17 protein-coding genes are annotated in these 19,058 nt (G+C 65.1%); 15 read left to right on the top strand and 2 right to left on the bottom strand.

The window, feature by feature from the left end; genetic code table 11:
• Positions 1-64 precede the first annotated feature (64 nt).
• From ilvE to QSJ95_RS17860, 12 genes are all read left to right on the top strand, one after another.
• On the top strand, positions 65-988 hold the full coding sequence (gene ilvE, locus QSJ95_RS17915) for a branched-chain-amino-acid transaminase (protein ID WP_009613587.1): 924 nt from the start codon (positions 65-67) through the stop codon (positions 986-988).
• 80 nt (positions 989-1,068) lie between these two features.
• Complete coding sequence (gene waaF / locus QSJ95_RS17910) at positions 1,069-2,103, top strand: lipopolysaccharide heptosyltransferase II (RefSeq protein WP_285644263.1); 1,035 nt, start codon at positions 1,069-1,071, stop codon at positions 2,101-2,103.
• A complete protein-coding gene (gene waaC / locus QSJ95_RS17905; protein WP_043316968.1) occupies positions 2,100-3,167 on the top strand; it encodes a lipopolysaccharide heptosyltransferase I in 1,068 nt (355 codons plus the stop codon). Before waaF ends, waaC begins: the two co-directional genes overlap by 4 nt.
• Complete coding sequence (locus QSJ95_RS17900) at positions 3,164-4,285, top strand: glycosyltransferase family 4 protein (protein ID WP_043316965.1); 1,122 nt, start codon at positions 3,164-3,166, stop codon at positions 4,283-4,285. The genes waaC and QSJ95_RS17900 overlap by 4 nt, the downstream gene beginning before the upstream one ends.
• Positions 4,286-4,333: 48 nt before the next feature.
• Positions 4,334-5,140: a lipopolysaccharide core heptose(I) kinase RfaP gene (gene rfaP / locus QSJ95_RS17895; RefSeq protein ID WP_043268509.1), complete on the top strand. Its 807-nt coding sequence runs from the start codon at positions 4,334-4,336 to the stop codon at positions 5,138-5,140.
• Positions 5,140-5,874, top strand: a complete 735-nt coding sequence (locus tag QSJ95_RS17890) for a lipopolysaccharide kinase InaA family protein (protein ID WP_285644257.1) — start codon at positions 5,140-5,142, stop codon at positions 5,872-5,874. Before rfaP ends, QSJ95_RS17890 begins: the two co-directional genes overlap by 1 nt.
• Entirely contained in the window at positions 5,871-6,626 is a 756-nt protein-coding gene (locus tag QSJ95_RS17885; protein ID WP_009613575.1) for a lipopolysaccharide kinase InaA family protein, read from the top strand. Before QSJ95_RS17890 ends, QSJ95_RS17885 begins: the two co-directional genes overlap by 4 nt.
• Complete coding sequence (locus tag QSJ95_RS17880) at positions 6,623-8,107, top strand: lipopolysaccharide kinase InaA family protein (protein WP_285644255.1); 1,485 nt, start codon at positions 6,623-6,625, stop codon at positions 8,105-8,107. Before QSJ95_RS17885 ends, QSJ95_RS17880 begins: the two co-directional genes overlap by 4 nt.
• Positions 8,108-8,313: 206 nt before the next feature.
• Positions 8,314-10,068 (top strand): carbamoyltransferase family protein, encoded by a 1,755-nt coding sequence (locus QSJ95_RS17875; protein WP_285644253.1) that lies wholly within the window; start codon positions 8,314-8,316, stop codon positions 10,066-10,068.
• A gap of 62 nt (positions 10,069-10,130) precedes the next feature.
• Entirely contained in the window at positions 10,131-11,102 is a 972-nt protein-coding gene (locus QSJ95_RS17870) for a glycosyltransferase (protein ID WP_285644251.1), read from the top strand.
• A gap of 63 nt (positions 11,103-11,165) precedes the next feature.
• Positions 11,166-11,843 (top strand): hypothetical protein, encoded by a 678-nt coding sequence (locus QSJ95_RS17865; protein WP_285644250.1) that lies wholly within the window; start codon positions 11,166-11,168, stop codon positions 11,841-11,843.
• A gap of 46 nt (positions 11,844-11,889) precedes the next feature.
• On the top strand, positions 11,890-12,690 hold the full coding sequence (locus QSJ95_RS17860) for a hypothetical protein (protein ID WP_285644415.1): 801 nt from the start codon (positions 11,890-11,892) through the stop codon (positions 12,688-12,690).
• A 16-nt stretch (positions 12,691-12,706) separates the two neighbouring features.
• Here the strand turns inward: QSJ95_RS17860 and QSJ95_RS17855 are convergent, their stop codons facing one another.
• A complete protein-coding gene (locus QSJ95_RS17855) occupies positions 12,707-13,612 on the bottom strand; it encodes a glycosyltransferase family 2 protein (protein WP_352230819.1) in 906 nt (301 codons plus the stop codon).
• A gap of 481 nt (positions 13,613-14,093) precedes the next feature.
• Between QSJ95_RS17855 and QSJ95_RS17850 the strand changes: the two genes are divergently transcribed.
• A complete protein-coding gene (locus QSJ95_RS17850) occupies positions 14,094-15,575 on the top strand; it encodes a hypothetical protein (protein ID WP_285644248.1) in 1,482 nt (493 codons plus the stop codon).
• Positions 15,576-15,580: 5 nt separating this feature from the next.
• Here the strand turns inward: QSJ95_RS17850 and QSJ95_RS17845 are convergent, their stop codons facing one another.
• A complete protein-coding gene (locus QSJ95_RS17845; RefSeq protein ID WP_285644246.1) occupies positions 15,581-16,228 on the bottom strand; it encodes a lipopolysaccharide kinase InaA family protein in 648 nt (215 codons plus the stop codon).
• 99 nt (positions 16,229-16,327) lie between these two features.
• Between QSJ95_RS17845 and msbA the strand changes: the two genes are divergently transcribed.
• A complete protein-coding gene (msbA, locus tag QSJ95_RS17840) occupies positions 16,328-18,148 on the top strand; it encodes a lipid A export permease/ATP-binding protein MsbA (RefSeq protein WP_285644243.1) in 1,821 nt (606 codons plus the stop codon).
• 6 nt (positions 18,149-18,154) lie between these two features.
• The gene (locus QSJ95_RS17835; protein WP_285644412.1) at positions 18,155-19,051 is read left to right on the top strand and encodes a GNAT family N-acetyltransferase; all 897 of its coding nucleotides are present in this window, start codon (positions 18,155-18,157) and stop codon (positions 19,049-19,051) included.
• The last annotated feature ends 7 nt before the right edge of the window (positions 19,052-19,058 follow it).

Genomic DNA, 19,058 nt, shown 5'->3' with positions numbered 1-19,058 from the left:
GGTCGCCGGCGGGGCTGGGTTCCGCGGCGACCGGACGACGAATTTCTGTGAGGAGCTGGCAAATATGTCGATGGCCGATCGTGATGGCGTGATCTGGTATGACGGCGAACTGGTGCAGTGGCGCGACGCGACCACCCACGTTCTGACCCACACCCTGCACTACGGCATGGGCGTGTTCGAGGGCGTGCGCGCCTACAACACCCCGCAGGGCACCGCGATCTTCCGCCTGCAGGCCCACACCGACCGTCTCTTCGACTCGGCGCACATCATGAACATGAAGATGCCGTTCACCAAGGAAGAGATCAACGAAGCGACCCGCGCCGCGGTCCGCGAGAACAACCTGGAAAGCGCCTACATCCGCCCGATGGTGTTCTACGGAAGCGAAGGCATGGGCCTGCGCGCCGCCGGCCTGAAGGTCCACGTGATAGTCGCCGCCTGGCACTGGGGCGCCTACATGGGCGACGACGCCCTGGAGCAGGGCATCAAGGTGCGCACCAGCTCCTTCACCCGCCACCACGTGAACATCTCCATGACCCGCGCCAAGTCCAACGGCGCCTATATCAACTCGATGCTGGCCCTGCAGGAAGCCATCTCCGGCGGCGCCGACGAGGCCATGATGCTGGACCCCGAAGGCTACGTGGCCGAGGGCTCGGGCGAGAACATCTTCATCATCAAGGACGGCGTGATCTACACCCCGGAAGTCACCGCCTGCCTGAACGGCATCACCCGCAACACCGTGCTGACCCTGGCCGACGAGCTGGGCATCAGGGTGGTGGAGAAGCGCATCACCCGCGACGAGGTGTACATCGCCGACGAAGCCTTCTTCACCGGCACCGCCGCCGAAGTCACCCCGATCCGCGAGGTGGACGGCCGGCAGATCGGCATCGGCCGCCGCGGCCCGGTGACCGAGCGACTGCAGAAGGCCTACTTCGACCTGGTCACCGGCAAGACCAGCGCCCATCCGGAGTGGCGCACTCTGGTCAAATGAGCCGGAAGCTGGAAGCCTGAAGTCGGAAGCCAACGCGGTTCCAGACAGGCTTCCAGCTTCGAGCTTTCAGCCTCCAGCTTATGAACATTCTGATCGTAGGTCCCTCCTGGGTCGGCGACATGGTGATGGCGCAGACGCTCTTCGAGTGCCTGAAGCGCGAACACCCCGACTGCCAGATCGACGTGCTGGCGCCCGAGTGGAGCCGGCCGATCCTCGAACGCATGCCCGAAGTGCGCCAGGCCCTGAGCTTCCCGCTCGGCCACGGCGTGCTCGACATCGCCGCGCGCCGGCGCATCGGCAAGTCCCTGGCCGGCCGGTACGACCAGGCCATCCTCCTGCCCAACTCGCTCAAGTCCGCGCTGGTGCCGTTCTTCGCCGGCATCGCCAGGCGCACCGGCTGGAAGGGCGAGATGCGCTACGGCCTGCTCAACGACGTGCGCAAGCTCGACAAGGCGCGCTACCCGCTGATGATCGAGCGCTTCATGGCCCTGGCCTACCCGCCGGGCGCCGAGCTGCCCAAGCCCTACCCGCAGCCGCGCCTGGCCATCGACCCGGCCAGCCGCGACGCGGCCCTGGCCAAGTTCGGCCTGAGCCTGGACCGCCCGGTGCTGGCGCTGTGCCCCGGCGCCGAGTTCGGCGAGGCCAAGCGCTGGCCGGCGGAGTTCTATGCCAAGGTCGCCGAGGCGAAGATCCGCGCCGGCTGGCAGGTGTGGATCTTCGGCTCGAAGAACGACCACCCCGGCGGCGAGGACATCCGCTCGCGGCTGATCCCCGGCCTGCGCGAGGAGTCGGTCAACCTCGCCGGCGGAACCGCCCTGGCCGAGGCCATCGACCTGATGTCCTGCGCCTGCGCCGTGGTCAGCAACGACTCCGGCCTGATGCACGTGGCCGCCGCGCTGAACCGCCCGCTGGTGGCGGTCTACGGCTCCACCTCGCCGCAGTTCACCCCGCCGCTGGCCGATGCCGTGGAAATCGTCCGCCTGGGCCTGGAATGCAGCCCCTGCTTCGACCGCGTGTGCCGCTTCGGCCACTACAACTGCCTGCGCGAGCTGCCGCCGTCGATGGTGCTGCAGGCGCTCGACCGCCTGGTCGCGGACCCGGTCGACGTCGAATGAGGGTACTGCTGATCAAGACGTCGTCCCTGGGCGACGTCATCCATACCCTGCCGGCGCTCACCGACGCCGCCCGGGCCATCCCCGGCATCCAGTTCGACTGGGTGGTGGAGGAAGGCTTCGCCGAGATCCCGGCCTGGCACCCGGCGGTGGCCCAGGTCATCCCGGTGGCCATCCGGCGCTGGCGCAAGAACCTCTGGCAGACCCTGAAGAACGGCGAGTGGCGGCGTTTCAAGAAGCGCCTGCGCGAGGTCGACTATGACCTGGTGATCGACGCCCAGGGCCTGCTCAAGAGCGCCTGGCTGACGCGCTACGCGAAGAAGGTGCCGGTCGCCGGGCTGGACAGGGAATCCGCGCGCGAGCCGGCGGCCAGCCGCTTCTACGACCGCGGCTACCCGGTCGCCTGGGGTCAGCACGCGGTGGAGCGCGTGCGCCAGCTGTTCGCCCAGGCGCTGGATTACCCGCTGCCGGCGGGCGTCGGCGACTACGGCCTGGACCGCGGCCTGCTGATCGACGGGAGCGCCGGCGAGCCTTATCTGGTCTTCCTGCACGGCACCACCTGGGTCACCAAGCACTGGCCCGAGGCCTACTGGCGCGAGCTGGCCGAACGCATGGGCGAGCGCGGCTGGTCGGTGCGCCTGCCCTGGGGCAACGACAACGAGCGCCAGCGCGCCGAGCGCATCGCCCAGGGCTTGGAAAACGCCTCGGTGCTCCCCAGGTTATCCCTCGCAGGCATGGCCAAGGTCCTGGCCGGCGCTTCCGCCTGCGTGGCGGTGGACACCGGGCTCGGGCACCTGGCCGCCGCCCTGGACGTGCCGACGCTGTCGCTGTTCGGTCCGACCAACCCCGGGCTGACCGGCGCCTACGGGCGTTCCCAGGTGCACCTGGCCAGCGACTGGCCCTGCGCACCCTGCCTGCAGAAGACCTGCACCTACCAGCCGACGGCCGAAGACAAGCGCCAGTTCGACCTGCGGCAAGAGCAGCCCCTGTGCTTCACGCGCCTGAACCCGCAGCGCGTGGCGCTGCAACTGGAGGCGCTGCTGCTGGCCCCGGAGACGCTTCGATGAAACTGGCTTTCGTCCTGTACAAGTACTTCCCCTTCGGCGGGTTGCAGCGCGACTTCATGCGCATCGCCCTGGAATGCCAGAAGCGCGGCCATTCCATCCGCGTCTACACGCCGATCTGGGAGGGCGAGGTGCCGCCCGGTTTCGACGTGCGCGTGGCGCCGGTCAAGGCGCTGTTCAACCACCGCCGCAACGAGAAGTTCAGCGCCTGGCTGGCCGCCGACCTTGCGCGCGACCCGGTGGACCGGGTGATCGGCTTCAACAAGATGCCGGGCCTCGACGTCTACTACGCCGCCGACGGCTGCTTCGAAGACAAGGCGCAGACCCTGCGCAACCCCATCTACCGCCGCTGGGGCCGCTACAAGCACTTCGCCGACTACGAGCGGGCGGTGTTCGCCCCCGAGTCGAAGACCGAGGTGCTGATGATCTCCGAGGTGCAGCAGCCGCTGTTCATCAAGCACTACCACACCCCGATCGAGCGCTTCCACCTGCTGCCTCCGGGCATCGCCCTGGACCGCCGGGCGCCGGCCAACGCCGCGGAAATCCGCGCCGACTTCCGCCGCGAATTCAAGCTGGCCGACGACGACCTGCTGCTGGTGCAGATCGGTTCGGGCTTCAAGACCAAGGGCCTGGATCGTAGCCTCAAGGCCCTGGCGGCGCTGCCGCGGGACCTGCGCAAGCGCACCCGGCTGATCGCCATCGGCCAGGACGACCCCAAGCCCTTCCTGCTGCAGGTGAAGGCCCTGGGCCTGTCGGACCACGTGCAGATCCTCAAGGGCCGCAGCGACATCCCGCGTTTCCTGCTCGGCGCCGACCTGCTGATCCACCCGGCGTACAACGAGAACACCGGCACCGTGCTGCTGGAGGCGGTGGTCGCCGGCCTGCCGGTGCTGGTCACCGACGTCTGCGGCTACGCCCACTACATCGCCGAAGCCGATGCCGGCCGCGTAGTGCCGTCGCCCTTCGAGCAGGACGCCTTCAACCGCATGCTGGCGGAGATGCTCCGGGACGACGCGGCGCGCGCTGCCTGGTCGCGCAACGGCCTGGCCTTCGCCGACACGGCGGACCTGTACTCCATGCCGCAGCACGCCGCGGACGTGATCCTGCAGGAGCGCCCATGAACACCCCTCTCCCCGGCTTCCCCGGGCTCCTACGAAAGGCGGGCGCCCATGAAGCTTGAGCTGCGCGAGCCGTTCAGGAGCCTGTGGGCCGGCAAGGACCCCTTCGTCGAGGTCGAGCGCCTGCAGGGCAAGGTCTACCGCGAGCTGGAAGGCCGCCGTACCCTGCGCACCGAGGTCGACGGCCGCGGCTACTTCGTCAAGATCCACCGCGGCATCGGCTGGGGCGAAATCTTCAAGAACCTGCTCAGCGCCAAGCTCCCGGTGCTCGGTGCCGGCCAGGAGCAACGCGCCCTGGAGCGCCTGCACCAGGCCGGCGTGGCGACCATGACCGCGGTGGCCTACGGCGAGCGCGGCGGCGACCCGGCGCGCCAGCATTCCTTCATCGTCACCGAGGAACTGGCGCCCACCATCGATCTCGAACAGCTGTCGCTGAACTGGCTGCGCGAGCCGCCGCAGCCGCGCTTCAAGCGCGCGCTGATCGACGAAGTGGCGAAGATGGTCGGCACCATGCACCGCGCCGGGGTGAACCACCGCGACTGCTACATCTGCCACTTCCTGCTGCACACCGACCGCCCGCCGACGCCCGACGACCTGCGCCTGTCGGTGATCGACCTGCACCGCGCCCAGACCCGCGCCGCCACGCCGCGGCGCTGGCGCGACAAGGACCTGGCCGCGCTGTACTTCTCGGCGCTGGACATCGGCCTGACGCAACGCGACAAGCTACGCTTCCTGCGCGGTTACTTCCGCAAGCCCCTGCGCGACATCCTCCGCGAGGAGGCCGCTCTGCTCGCCTGGATGGAGCGCAAGGCCGCCAAACTCTACGATCGCAAGCAGCGCTACGGAGACCTGCTCTGATGTCGGGCTGGACCCTGGAACCCGCCTACAGCCACCTGTCCGCCGACTTCGGCAGCCTGGACGCGGTATTCGCCCTGCAGGGCGAGCGCCTGACCAAGGACCCCAAGTCCGAAGTGATCCGCATCGAGCGCGACGGCGTGCGCTACTACGTCAAGCGCTACAACAGCGCCGGCAAGGGTTACCACCGCTACCTCGCGCGGCCGCGGATCAAGGCCGAGTGGCAGAACCTCAAGCAGTTCGCCAAGTGGGGCATCCCCACCGCCGAAGTGGTGGCCTGGGGCCTGGAGCGCAGGCGCGGCGCCTTCGTCCGCGGCGCCATGGTCACCCGCGAAGTGCCGGGCACCGAGGACCTGGCCGCGCTGGCCCGGCGCGACGACCCGCGCCTGCGCGACCGCGCCTGGGTCGACCACGTCAGCCAGCAACTGGCCGCTCATACCCGGCTGATGCATGACCACCACTTCACCCACAACGACCTGAAGTGGCGCAACATCCTGGTCGACGCCGCCGGCACCGTGTATTTCATCGACTGCCCGATCGGCAACTACTGGGTCAGTTTCATGCTGCGCCACCGCGTGACCAAGGACCTGGCGACCCTGGACAAGGTGGCCAAGCACCACCTTTCCGCCACCCAGCGCCTGCGCTTCTACCTGCAGTACCGCCGGCGCGAGCGGCTGAACGCCTCGGACAAGGTCCGCGTGCGGCGCATCGCCCATTTCTACGAGGGACGCGAGTGAACGACTTCATCGCCGACGACGACCGCGAGCGCCTGCACAGCCAGGGCCTGGCCGACTTCGACGCGCTCTGGACGCTGCCGCTGGAGGCGGTGGACGAGCCCAACACCGAGCGCGGCGGCATGAGCTGCGTGTTCCGCCTGGAGCTGGACGGCGGCGCCTACTACCTCAAGCGGCAGAGCAACCACCTCACGCGCAGCCTGCTGCGCCCGGGCGGCGAGCCGACCTTCGCCCGTGAGTTCCGCAACATCCAGCGCTACCAGCAACTGGGCATCCCGGCGTTGCAGGCGGCCTTCTTCGGCGAACGCCGCGAGGGCGGCGAGCGCCGCGCCATCCTGGTGACCCGCGCGCTGGACGGCTGGCGCGACCTGGACGCCTGGCTGAAGGACTGGTCCGGCCTGCCGGCGGAGCGCCGCCAGGCCATCCTGCACGCCTGCGGCATGCTCGCCCGGCGCCTGCACGAGGCCGGGCAGATGCACGGCTGCTTCTATCCCAAGCACATCTTCCTGCGGGAGGCCGAGGACGGCTTCCAGGCCTGCCTGATCGACCTGGAGAAGACCCGCCCGCTGTGGTTCGGCCTGCGCGACCGCGTCAAGGACCTGGAGCCGCTGCTGCGCCGCGCGCCGGACTGGAGCGAGGTGGACGTGCGCCAACTGCTCGCCGCCTACCTGGGCAGCGCGGCCAGCGGCGCCGAGGTGGACCACTGGTACAAGCGCCTGGGCGCGCGCCGGCGCAAGAAGGAGAAACGCGGGTGAGGCTGGGCGAGATGCGAAGCGCCGGGCGCCAGCCGACGCTGCCGCTGCGACTGGAACTGGCCGATGGCGCCGGCCCCGCCGAACTGCGCCTGGACAGCCTGCTGCGCGTGCTGCCGGGCCGGCGCTACGTCGGCGCAGGCAACTGGCGCGGGCGCCAGGTGCTGGCCAAGCTGCTGGTCGGCGGCAAGGCCGCGCGGCACTTCCAGCGCGAGCTGGCCGGCGTGCGCCTGCTCGCCGAACAGGGCCTGACCACGCCGCTGCTGCTGGCCGACGGCCTGCGCGAAGGCGAGGGCGGCTGGCTGCTCTTCGAATTCCTCGACGATGCCCACAGCCTGGGCGACGCCTGGCGCGCGGTGGAAGCCGAGCCGGCGCTGTCCGACGCCCAGCAGGCGGTGCTCGGCGAGGCCCTGGCGGCCATCGCCGAACTGCACGCCAAGGGCCTCTGGCAGGAAGACCTGCACCTGGACAACCTGCTGCGCCACGATGGCCGCCTGTACCTGATCGACGGCGCCGGCATCCGCGCCGAGACGCCCGGCCAGCCGCTGTCGCGCAAGCACGTGCTGGAAAACCTCGGAGTGTTCTTCGCCCAACTGCCGGCCAGCCTCGACCCCTTCCTCGAAGAACTGCTGGTGCATTACCTGCTGGTCAACGGCGAGCACGCGCTGCCGCTGGAGGCCCTGCAGAAGGAGATCGCCCGGGTGCGCCGCTGGCGCGTCGCCGACCTGCTGAAGAAGATCGGCCGCGACTGCAGCCTGTTCAGCGTGCGCCGCGGCGCCTTCGGCCTGCGCGCGGTGCGCCGCGAAGAGGAAGCCGGCCTGGCGCCGCTGCTGGCCGAGCCGGACGCTTTCATTGACCGGGGGCATGTCTACAAGACCGGCGGTGCCGCTACCGTGGCGAAAGTGGAGCTGGATGGCCGCCCACTGGTAGTCAAGCGTTACAACATCAAGAACCTGCTGCACTGGCTAAAGCGCTTCTGGCGCCCCAGCCGCGCCTGGGCCTCCTGGCGCGAGGGCAACCGCCTGGAAGCCCTCGGCATCGCCACCGCGAAACCCCTGGCGGTGCTGGAACGGCGCTGGCTGTGGCTGCGCGGGCCGGCCTTCCTGATTACCGATTACCTGGCCGGGCAGGATATAATTGCCCGTTTCAAACCCCATCTGGACGATCCGGACGGGGCCGGCATGCCACCGGAGGCCGAACTCAAGGCCCTGGACAGCCTGTTCGCGGCGCTGCGGCGCGAGCGCATCAGCCACGGCGACCTCAAGGGCCACAACCTGTTCTGGCAGGGGGAAGGCGATGCGGGGCGCTGGGCGCTGATCGACCTCGACGCCATGCACAAGCACCACGGCCAGGCCAGTTTCGAGCGCGCCTATGCCCGCGACCGCGCACGTTTCCTGCGCAACTGGCCGCAAGGCAGCGCGCTGCACCGGTTGCTGGATGAGCGAATACCTAAAAGCAGCTGGAAGCTGGAAGCTGAAAGCTGAAAGCTGAAAGCAAGAGCTGGAGGTTGGCGCTGGTGTTTTGGGCTTCAAGCTTCCAGCTTCCAGCTGCTTCTAAGACAATTTATCCCGGTTTCAAGCCCGAGGCTTGACGCCGGAAGACGAAAGCCCCCAGGGGCTATGACGAACATCGCTGTTGCTTCAAGCTTCCGGCTTCAAGCTTCCAGCTGCTTTCAAAGAGGCTCTTACCCGTGTCATTGACCATCCTCGGCCTGTCCGGCGCCGTAAGCCATGACCCTTCCGCCGCCCTGTACATCGACGGCAAGCTGGTCGCGGCGGTCGAAGAAGAGCGCTTCGTCCGCGACAAGCACGCGAAGAACCGCATGCCCTACGAGTCGGCCAAGTTCTGCCTGGAACAGGCCGGCATCAAGCCCGCCGACGTCGACGTGGTGGCCATTCCCTTCGCCCCCATCAGCCTGTTCGGCAAGGCCCGCTGGCACTACGCCAAGCGCTACGCCTACGCCCCGGACCGCGCGCTGGACGCCATCCTGCTCGGCAACCGCCGCTACAAGCGCTACTACAAGCGCATCCAGTGGTGCCTGCAGCAACTGGGCTTCGACCTGAAGAAGGTCAAGATCCAGCCGGTCGAGCACCACCTGGCCCACGCCTCCAGCGCCTACCACTGCTCCGGCTTCAAGGAGAAGACCGCGATCCTCGGGATCGACGGCAAGGGCGAGTACGCCACCACCTTCTTCGGCTACGGCGAGAACGGCAAGATCCACAAGATCAAGGAGTTCTACGACCCGGACTCCCTGGGCGGGCTGTACGGCGCGCTGACCGAGTACCTGGGCTTCGACATGCTCGACGGCGAGTTCAAGGTCATGGGCATGGCGCCCTACGGCGACGCCAGCAAGTACGATTTCTCGCGCCTGGCCAAGTTCGAGAACGGCGAGCTGATCATCAACACCGAGTACGCCAACGTCATCGGCTTCCGCCGCTACAAGGAAAAGGGCAAGGGCTACTACTTTTCGCCCAAGCTGATCGAGTGGCTGGGGCCCAAGCGCGAAGGCGACATCGCCGACGACCCGTACATCCACTACGCCGCCAGCATCCAGGCGCTGTTCGAGAAACTGGCGCTGGAGATGATGGACTACTACCTGGGCGACATCCTCCGCGAAACCGGCAAGATCGCCTTCGCCGGCGGCTGCGCGCTGAACGTCAAGCTGAACCAGAAGATCATCGCCCGCCCCGAGGTCAAGGAGCTGTACGTGCAGCCCGCGGCCAGCGACGCCGGCACCGCGGTGGGCGCCGCCGCCTACGTATCCTGGGAGCGCGGCGTGCCTGTGGAGAAGATGGAACACGTCTACCTCGGCCCGCAGTACAGCAACGAAGACGTCATCGCCGCCTGCGCCCGTCACGAGGCCAAGCCGGCCTGGCGCAAGATCGACAACGTGCCCGAAACCATCGCCAAGGTGCTGGCCGACGGCAACCCGGTGGCCTGGTTCCAGGGCCGCATGGAGTTCGGCCCGCGCGCCCTAGGCGGGCGCTCCATCCTCGGCTGCCCGAGCGTGCCGGGCGTGGCCGACCGCATCAACGCGCAGATCAAGTTCCGCGAGCGCTGGCGGCCCTTCTGCCCGTCGATGCTGGATACCGTCGGCCCGCAGATGTTCAAGATCGACCACCCGGCGCCGTTCATGACCTTCACCTTCGAAGTCAACGAAGAGTGGAAGACCCGCGTGCCGGAAGTCGTCCACGAGGACGGCACCTCCCGCGCCCAGGTGCTCAAGCGCGAGTTCAACCCGCGCTACTACGACCTCATGAAGGAGCTGGAGAAGCTCACCGGCAACGGCGTGGCGCTGAACACCTCGCTGAACCGTCGCGGCGAGCCGATGATCTGCTCGCCGACCGACGCGCTGAACATGTTCTACGGTTCGGACCTGCAATACCTGATCATGCAGGACATCCTGGTGGTCAAGGAAGGCGCGGCGGCCTATACGGCTGAATGATTCACTATATTGCTCAAACGTCTGTCCGGGACGATTGAGCAGTTGTGCAGGGAAGTGGGTTAGTGAGAGTCATGTTGATGGTGATGGACGAGCAGAGGGTGATCCTCGATCGTCTGTACGAAATGATTCAGCGCAACTGCGAATTGTGTGAGATTCACCGTCTGAGCAAGGCTCAGCAGATGGACCTCGGACGTTACTTGGAGTCGGTGGACTATCGCCGCTTCGATCGTATCGTGCTGTTCTCCCGGCTCAAACGCATGGTTCCGCAGTATTCCGTGCTGCGCTGCCTGCCCAATCTAGTGGTTTTGGAGCATGACGCTTATCAGAACTACATGCAGGGCAGCAAATACCTGGGCAAGTACTCCGCATTGCTGCGTCGGTTGCCGGGGGTGCGGATTATCGTTTCCGGTGCGCTGGTTGCTCGGCGTTTGGCTGCCGAAGGGCTGGATGTGCGTTTTGTGTCCAAGGGCTACGACGAGAAAATGCTGCGCAATATAGGAAGTGTGCGCGACATTCCCGTGGGTTTCCTCGGCAGCCTGAAGAGCAGCGAGTACAGCCAGCGCAAACAGATGCTGGAGAGCATCGCTGCGCGGGTGCCGATGTTGATAACCCGTACCGAGTCGGGGCGGGACTATCTGGAAACCCTCAACCGTATCGGCATTTTCGTCAGTGCCGATATCGGTATGGGCGAGTTCATGATCAAAAACTTCGAGGCCATGGCTTGCGGTTGTGTGCTGTTGGCCTGGAGTCAGGGCGAGGAAGATCGCCTGTTAGGTTTTGAGGACATGCGCAATGCAGTCTTCTATCGCTCGGTTGACGAAGCGGTGGAGAAGATTCGTCAGCTCCAGGCCGAGCCTGAGTTAGCCGCGAGCATTGCCAGAGCCGGTCAGTCCTTCGTCGAGGAGCGCTACACCTTCGCACGGGTCGGCAAGGATCTTGCTGAGGCAATCCAGGAACCATTGCGGCCTTGGCAGGAGCCAGGAGCCCTGACACGCTGGTGGGCGCGCGTGCGCTATGGCTTTCGCGCCGGGTAGGCACGATTGAGCTGCGTGTTAGTATCCGTGCCGTCCCAACAAGCAAGCAATCTGGAGTTCTGCGTGGGCCCGACTCTCAATCCAACCAGCACGGATACCTGGGTGGAAAGCAATCTGCCGCCTGAACTGCGCGAGTTGCTCGGCCGGGCCCGGCGAGTTGTTCTGGTCGCCAACAACCCGGCGATTCGCGCTGAAGATTTCGATGCGCTGGAACTGGGGGGCCGGGATGTGGTGGTGAGTTTCAATACGGCCATCAAGGCCGAGTTACTGCCGGTCAGCGCCACCCAGGTGTTCGTGCATGGCTATCATGGTCAGGACTTCTACTTCTTCGGCTTGCCGTGCCGTCGCTGTATCAGCGACTTGTTCCAGCAGGCGCCGCAGCGCTGTTTCACCTTGCTGGTGGGGGTGGTCAAGCCGATGTCGGCCTTGCCGCGTGTCGCTGTCTATGAGGACCGTATCCCCTTGGCGCCCTTGCTCGATTATCCAAAGCTGCGGTCGGACGGTAAGCCCTTCGCTGGTCCATCGACCGGCTTCAACGGCATGGTGCTGTTCGATTGGTTGCGGGAGCGGCCGGGATACTCGTACGACCTGTTCGCCCTGGGCTTCTCCAATGAGGCTGGGAAACTATGGAAAGGGCATGCCTGGGATTATGAGCGGGCATGGATGAATGGCTCCCGGGTGCGTGTTGTTGCCTTGAGCCGTCGAAACAAGCTCTGGTCTCTGTTCTCCCGGTGGAAATGAAACCTGCGATCCGGCGGTGTCCGGGTCGAATATACGCTGGAATCTCATCTTGAAAATCGCTGTCGCCTTTTTTGGAATTCCACGTAATTCCACGCTTTGTTTCCCATCGATACAGGCCAATATCCTGGGGGCGCTTCCCGCTGCTGCGGAGGTGTCCTGCTACTACCACTTGTATCGCCTGCAGGAAATCGTCAATCCCCGCTCGGGTGAGCAAGGGATGCTGAGTGAGGATAATTTCGAGCCGTTCCACGGGATGCAAGGCATCATCGAGGAGCCGGAACTCTGTCTGGAGCGCTGGAACTTCGAAGCTATCAGGCAGCGTGGCGATACCTGGAGGGATGATTTTCGCTCTGTTCGCAATCTGATCCACCAGCTCAATTCACTGCATCGAGTTACCGAACTGCTGGCGCCATCGGCTCCGGACTTCGTGGTCTATGTCCGTCCGGACATCCTCTACCACGATCCGTTGCCTGGCTACGTGTTCGCCAAGCCGGAGATGCGGCGGCGGAACGTATATATTCCGAACTGGCAGTGGTGGGGCGGGCTCAACGACCGGTTCGCGATCTGTGGCAAGGAGAGCTTTTGGGCATACGGTTGCCGTATCGAGGATATGCTCGCCTTTTGCGACTCCAGTGGTCGTCCAGTGCATTCGGAGCGGCTCCTGAAGTTCGCCCTGCAGCGCCATGGTGCACGCGTTTGTCTCATGGACACTACGGCCTCTCGCGTACGCATCGATGGAAAATTTGCCGATGAACCCTTCTCCTCGAAGCGCTCGATGGGTAAGCGCGAGAATCGTGTTTTCCACCGGTTGGCGCGGTTGCGCACCTTCATTGACCGACGCCTCTGAACGTGTTTCTGCTTTGTCAGGCGCTCCGGTTGCGTTTGCGCTTTGCGTGTAACCAGAGGCGCAGCGCCTTGCGGGAGTAGGATAGCTTGAGTATTACGCGCCAGTCATGCTTCAAGGCCATGAGGAAAAAATGCTTGGCAGAGGCATCGTCATCCACCAAGTAGGCTTCTCGAAATAGCGACAGGCAGCGTTGTGTGTAGTAGGCCTTGCTAAGAGACTGCCAGTTGCCCTCTAGGCGTCTGAATACTTCTTCGACCAGTTCTATCCCAATCTCCTTGGAGTAGCAGAACTGGTGCCGCAGGCTGTCATCATGGCGGTGGATGATCGCCAGGGATTGTTCGAGAGTTGTGCAGGGGTAGTTCGCCAGTACCTGGGCGAATACCGGAATGTCTTCGGCGTTGCGGAAACGTTCAGGGTAGAGGCCGCGCGTGAATACATCGCGGTGCATCACGCAGGCACCATTGGCAATGTTGATGCTTTTCTCTATCAGGTAGCCACGTACCCTTTCCTCTGGATCGCTTGGGAGCGGTTGAGGAATGCGCTCGACAACCCGCTCGTATCCTTTGGCTAGATAGCCGCCAATGACCATGCGGCTCTGAGGGCTCTGCTCCAAATGTCTGTGGATGGTAGACAGGGCGCCAGGAGCCATCTCGTCATCGGCGTCGAGAAAGATCAGGTAGTCTCCTAACGCTTCAGTAATACCCCGGTTTCGAACCGAGGCAAGTCCCCCATTTTCCTGGCGCAGGCTGCGGAAATTGCCCAGTTCACGCTGTAGTTCCGCGATGACGGCCGGTGTGTTGTCAGAAGAACCGTCGTCAATTATCAACAGTTCACTGCGCTCATCCAACTGGTTTGCCACAGATCTCACAGCGCGAGCGAGGACATGTGCGTAGTTGTAGGCAGGGATGACGACGCTGATCACAGGCCTCGAGCTCATCGGCGATACATCATCACTGGTTTGCTGGTCGAGCCGGGCCTCTGATGAGGTGTCCCGACGCCCGAGCAGAAGAGTGGGGGGCTCGCGAAACGTCTGCGCTATCGGAAGAGGCGCTGCGCTTACGCGTGCATGGGGGCGCCTGAAGAGTTCGCTCACATATCCTTCCTTGCTTGATGATACCGCTTAGAATCCCCAGGCTTCGCCAGTCTGCGCATGCCGGCAGGGCCTGGCTGCCTACTGGCGGGCGAGCTCTTCGGGGGCACGGATAATATCTCATTGATGAAATCGTATCCAAGGTCTTACCAACCAAATACAAGGCGATGCATTGAATTTAGCCGAGTCCCAGCAGGGTTGCCGGGGGCTTCCTTATGGTTGGGACTTGCCTTGGTCATGCTCGGTATTGATTCTTGACGCCAGACGATGCTGAATGCCTCCTCAAGGTTCCGCTTCGGGCAAACGGAGATTCATGAGTAGTTACGCGGTTAGCTTTTCAGCGTTCACAGATGGCGATGGGCGGAAGCTTCTATGGGCGGTTTTTCTTGGCAGCCTCATCCTGTCATTGGTCGCCTCCCTATGCAATCCGATCCTGGCTCGTGACGCAGCCTTATATCTGGATATCGCCGCACATTATCGGGAGGATGGTTTCTCGGAGAGCTTCGAGCGTTTCGACTGGCCGTGGTTCCCGATGCTACTCGGTTTGTTGCATTGGATCAGCGGGCTGGATCTGGAACTGATCGGTCGTCTGCTGTGTGAGTTGTTCACTGCCATTGCGTGTGTCGCCTGTGTCGACATCGTTCGCCGAACCCGTGTTGAGCTGCTGTCATGGGCGGCATTGGCAGTATTGGCCGTCCCGGCATTCAATGCTTATCGGGGCGACATTCTGAGGGAAAACGGATTCTGGTGTTTCGCCATGCTGGGGCTCTGGTGCATGCACCGCTGGATGGTCTCCCGTCGCTTGTCCCTGCTGTTGCTGGGATTTGTGGCTGTACTGGTAGCGACACTGTTCCGCTTCGAGGCGATGTACCTGGTGCTGGTGGTGCCGGTGGTAGCGGTGCTGCGGGTTCATGGTGGTCCGTTGAAGAGAAGCGTGGCCATTGTCCTGGGTGGCGTTGGCGTGCTCGCTGTCTGCATGGGATTGGTCTGGGCCCGACGGCATGGCTGGCTCCCTCAGGGACGGATCGACGAGTATGTAGCGCATCTGGAGCTACCCAGTCTTTTGGCCGGGCTTCATCAGTTCGCCAGTCGCCTGGCGGAATCGATGCCGTTTGAGTACGCGCGAGAAGATGCGGCTCTGATTCTCCTGATGGGCCTGTTCGGCTATCTGTTGCTGAAGGTTTTCTCTTCCCTTGGTGTCATGGTTGTGCCTTGGCTGTATGGCGCAATCGAGCGCCGGCGAAACAGAGATAGGGACTGGCTGCTGCTCGATGTGGCCGCGGCGGGATACCTCGTCATACTGCTGCTATTCCTCATAGATCACCTGTTCCTGTCCGCACGCTATGTGGCATTCCTTGGCTTCCTGTTGGTTCCGGTGATGGCGATGGGGCTGCACGGACTGGCCGTGCTCTGGCCGCGCTTGCGTCCCTGGCTGGTTGGAGGGGTGCTACTGCTGGCGCTGGCCAATGTCGTTTCGTTCTCGGCGCCGAAGACACACCTGCGCGACGCCGGCCTCTGGCTGGGCAGCCATCTGTCGCGCGAGGCCCGCGTCTATCAGGAGGACAATCGCCTGGGCTATTTTGCGGGCTGGGGATATGGCAGCGAAGGGCGTGATCGTGAACAGGCGCTAGCGCTCAAGGGCCATGATGCCTACGAGTATTTCGCCTTGGACCTCAAGCGCGAACCTGAAGCCCAACTGGCGCAATTGAAAGCGAAGGGGCTGGAGCCCCTGGCCGAATTCCACAATCGACGGGGCGAGACTTACGTGATTTTCCGCCGCGCTAAGGTTCCCTGAGTGAGTCAGGGGTGCTGGAGTACCAGCTCTAGGGCTGCTCGGTCCATGCGTGCGGGACTGGCCCGCAGGTAGCCGTCGACCAACTTCCGTCCCCGATCCGCCAGCAACCACTGCCGATCCTCCGCATAGCGCAGCATATGCGCGAAGTTGCGCTTGCGCTGGGCGCGGCCGAGGGCGCGGCGCTGGGTCTTCATGTCGGCGATGTCGATCAGGCCCAGCTCGCCCTGCGGGGTCTGCACCACGTTGCCCAGGTGCAGCGAACGGAAGTACACGCCGCGCTCGTGCAGCCGGGCGATCAGCTCGCCCAGGCGCTCGCGCAGGGCGCTGTCGGCCTGGCCGGCGGCGATCAGCTGGCGCAGCGTCTGGCCCGGCAGCGGGCGATAGTGCACCAGGTCGCGGGCGATGCCGGGCACGCGGTAGACGCCGATCACCTCGGGGCAGGGGATGCCCAGCCGCTGCAGCGCCCGGGCGTTGTCGGCGAAGCGCTGGGCATAGGGGTAGAGCGCCGCCGAGGAGATCAGCCGCTTGCGCCGGAACAGCTTGACGAAGTTGCCGTCGGGCAGGCGCAGGACCTTGTCGCCGTGCTTGTCGGCTTCCAGCACGGTGGCGCCGGCGCGAAGCGATTCGTAGGCGGATAGGTCGAGCTCTTGCATACCGGCTTCCTGGACGGGGGCCGGCTATAGTAGCCCAGGCGCCGGGCAAACGAGAGGCCTGTGTTATAATCGCCGGCCTTTTCAGCGTGCGATTCTTTCATGACCGGCAAAGACACCGCAGAGCCCTCGAGCCTGAAGATCTACTTCCGCCTGCTCACCTACGTGCGGCCCTATTGGGGCATGTTCGCCCTGAGCATCGTCGGCTTCCTGATCTTCGCTGCCACCCAGCCGATGCTGGCCGGCATCCTCAAGTACTTCGTCGACGGCCTGACGCACCCGGACGCCAAGCTGTTCCCCAACGCGCCCTGGCCCTGGCTGCGCGACCTCTCGCTGCTCTACGCGGTGCCGCTGCTGGTGGTGATGATCGCGGTGTGGCAGGGCATCGGCTCCTTCCTCGGCAACTACTACATCGCCCGCGTCTCCCTGGGCCTGGTGCACGACCTGCGGGTGGCGCTGTTCAACAACCTGCTGACGCTGCCCAACCGCTACTTCGACAGCCACAACTCCGGGCACCTGATCTCGCGCATCACCTTCAACGTGACCATGGTCACCGGCGCTGCCACCGACGCCATCAAGGTGGTGATCCGCGAAGGCATGACCGTGGTCTTCCTGTTCCTCTCGCTGCTGTATATGAACTGGAAGCTGACCCTGGTGATGGTCGCCATCCTGCCGGTCATCGCCCTGATGGTGACCAGCGCCAGCCGCAAGTTCCGCAAGCAGAGCAAGAAGATCCAGGTGGCCATGGGCGACGTGACCCACGTTTCCTCCGAGACCATCCAGGGCTACCGCGTGGTGCGCAGCTTCGGCGGCGAGGCCTACGAGCGCGAGCGCTTCCTGCAGGTGAGCCAGGAGAACACCAGCAAGAACCTGCGCATGAACAAGACCTCGGCGATCTACACGCCGATGCTGCAACTGGTGATCTACAGCGCCATGGCGGTGCTGCTGTACCTGGTGCTGCTGCTGCGCGGCGATGCCACCGTCGGCGACCTGGTGGCCTACATCTCCATGGCTGGCCTGCTGCCCAAGCCGATCCGCCAGCTCTCCGAGGTCAGCTCCACCATCCAGAAGGGCGTGGCCGGCGCCGAGAGCATCTTCGAGCAGCTCGACGAGCAGCCCGAGGTGGACCACGGCAGCGTGGAGAAGGAGCGCGTGCTGGGCCGCCTGGAAGTGAAGAACCTCAGCTTCACCTACCCGGGCAGCGACAAGCGCGTGCTCAACGACCTCAACTTCAGCGTCGAGCCGGGGCAGATGGTCGCCCTGGTCGGCCGCTCCGGCAGCGGCAAGTCGACCCTGGCCAACCTCATCCCGCGCTTCTACGACCACAGCCAGGGCAAGATCCTCCTCGATGGCGTGGACGTGGAAGACTACCGCCTGCGTAACCTGCGCAAGCACATCTCGCTGGTCACCCAGCAGGTCAACCTGTTCAACGACAGCGTGCTCAACAACATCGCCTACGGCGACCTCGCCAGCAAGCCGCGCAGCGCGGTGGAGAAGGCCGCCGAGGATGCCTTCGCCCGCGAGTTCATCGACCGCCTGGCCGAAGGCTTCGACACCGAGGTCGGCGAGAATGGCGTGATGCTCTCCGGCGGCCAGCGCCAGCGCCTGGCCATCGCCCGCGCGCTGCTCAAGGACGCCCCGGTGCTGATCCTCGACGAGGCCACCTCGGCGCTGGACACCGAGTCCGAGCGGCACATCCAGGCCGCCCTGGAAAAGGTCATGGAGGGCCGCACCACCCTGGTGATCGCCCACCGCCTGAGCACCATCGAGCGTGCCGACCTGATCCTGGTGATGGACCAGGGCCATATCGTCGAGCGCGGCACCCACGACGAGCTGATCGCCCTCAACGGCTACTACGCGCGCCTGCACGCCAGGCAGTTCGCCGACGAGCCGGCCGAGGACGGTGTCGGCGAGTCGGTCTGAATGGCCTTGCTAGATCGCCTGCGCTGCTTCCGCGAGCGCGGCTGGACACCCATCGACGCCGCGGCCTACGCCGAGGCCTGGCAACGCTTCGGCGGCAGCGTGGCGACCCACCCGCAGGTGGTGGAGCGCCTGGCCGGCCTGGCCGGCATCCCGGTGCGCTACCTGGGCTGGGTTGCCGACGGCCAGCTGCGCGCCGCCATCCCTACCTGGGGCCGGCACCTGGCGCTGTCCAAGGACGTGCTCAAGCGCGAAGGCAAGAAGGCGCTGTTCGACCTGGGCAATGCCGAGGTCATCCTGCCGGTTGCCGAGGACGCGCGGATCGCCCTGCGCCACCGGGTGCGCTACCTGTCCGAGCTCAACCAGCAGCAGGTGACCGACGCCCGCCGGCAAGATGAAGAGCTGGCGCTGAACCGCGCGCCGGCGGACTTCTCGAAGAAATTCCGCTACAACCAGCGCCGCGAGCTGCGCCTGCTGGAAGAGGCGGGCGGTGTGCTGCAGCCGATGGACGAACTGAGCCCGGTCGAGCAGGCGCACATCTACGCCGAACTGTTCCAGCGCCGCTGGGGCTTCGAGGTGCCGGGCAAGGCGCGCCTGGCCGAGGTGCTGGAACTGATGCGCGAATTCATGCGCGGCTCGCTGGTGCGCCTGGACGGCGAGCCGGTGGCGATCCAGATCCTCTACCGCGTCGAGTCGCCGAAGTGGATCAGCGTCGAATACATCAACGGCGGCGTGGCCCCGGAGAACCGCGAATTCAGCCCCGGCAGCGTGCTCACCCACGTCAACACCCAGCAAGCCTGGGCCGAGGCCGAGGCGCTGGGCAAGCCGCTACGCTATTCCTTCGGCCGCGCCGACCGCGAATACAAGGACCGCTGGTGCCACCGGGTGCCGGTGTTCCAGGTGTAAATGCTCG

The sequence above is a fragment of the Pseudomonas sp. NBRC 100443 genome (assembly GCF_030268185.1).
Classification (GTDB): domain Bacteria; phylum Pseudomonadota; class Gammaproteobacteria; order Pseudomonadales; family Pseudomonadaceae; genus Pseudomonas; species Pseudomonas citronellolis.
The sequence above is the reverse complement of the archived record's forward strand: the minus strand, read 5'-3'. Positions and strand labels throughout refer to the sequence as shown.

What these genes read in the sequence shown, in the direction of transcription:
- rfaP (WP_043268509.1), top strand. Translation starts at nt 4,334, where the DNA reads ATGAAGCTTGAGCTGCGCGAGCCGTTCAGGAGCCTGTGGGCCGGCAAG.
- msbA (WP_285644243.1), top strand. Translation starts at nt 16,328, where the DNA reads ATGACCGGCAAAGACACCGCAGAGCCCTCGAGCCTGAAGATCTACTTC.
- ilvE (WP_009613587.1), top strand. Translation starts at nt 65, where the DNA reads ATGTCGATGGCCGATCGTGATGGCGTGATCTGGTATGACGGCGAACTG.
- QSJ95_RS17900 (WP_043316965.1), top strand. Translation starts at nt 3,164, where the DNA reads ATGAAACTGGCTTTCGTCCTGTACAAGTACTTCCCCTTCGGCGGGTTG.
- waaF (WP_285644263.1), top strand. Translation starts at nt 1,069, where the DNA reads ATGAACATTCTGATCGTAGGTCCCTCCTGGGTCGGCGACATGGTGATG.
- QSJ95_RS17845 (WP_285644246.1), bottom strand. Translation starts at nt 16,228, where the DNA reads ATGCAAGAGCTCGACCTATCCGCCTACGAATCGCTTCGCGCCGGCGCC.
- QSJ95_RS17850 (WP_285644248.1), top strand. Translation starts at nt 14,094, where the DNA reads ATGAGTAGTTACGCGGTTAGCTTTTCAGCGTTCACAGATGGCGATGGG.
- waaC (WP_043316968.1), top strand. Translation starts at nt 2,100, where the DNA reads ATGAGGGTACTGCTGATCAAGACGTCGTCCCTGGGCGACGTCATCCAT.
- QSJ95_RS17890 (WP_285644257.1), top strand. Translation starts at nt 5,140, where the DNA reads ATGTCGGGCTGGACCCTGGAACCCGCCTACAGCCACCTGTCCGCCGAC.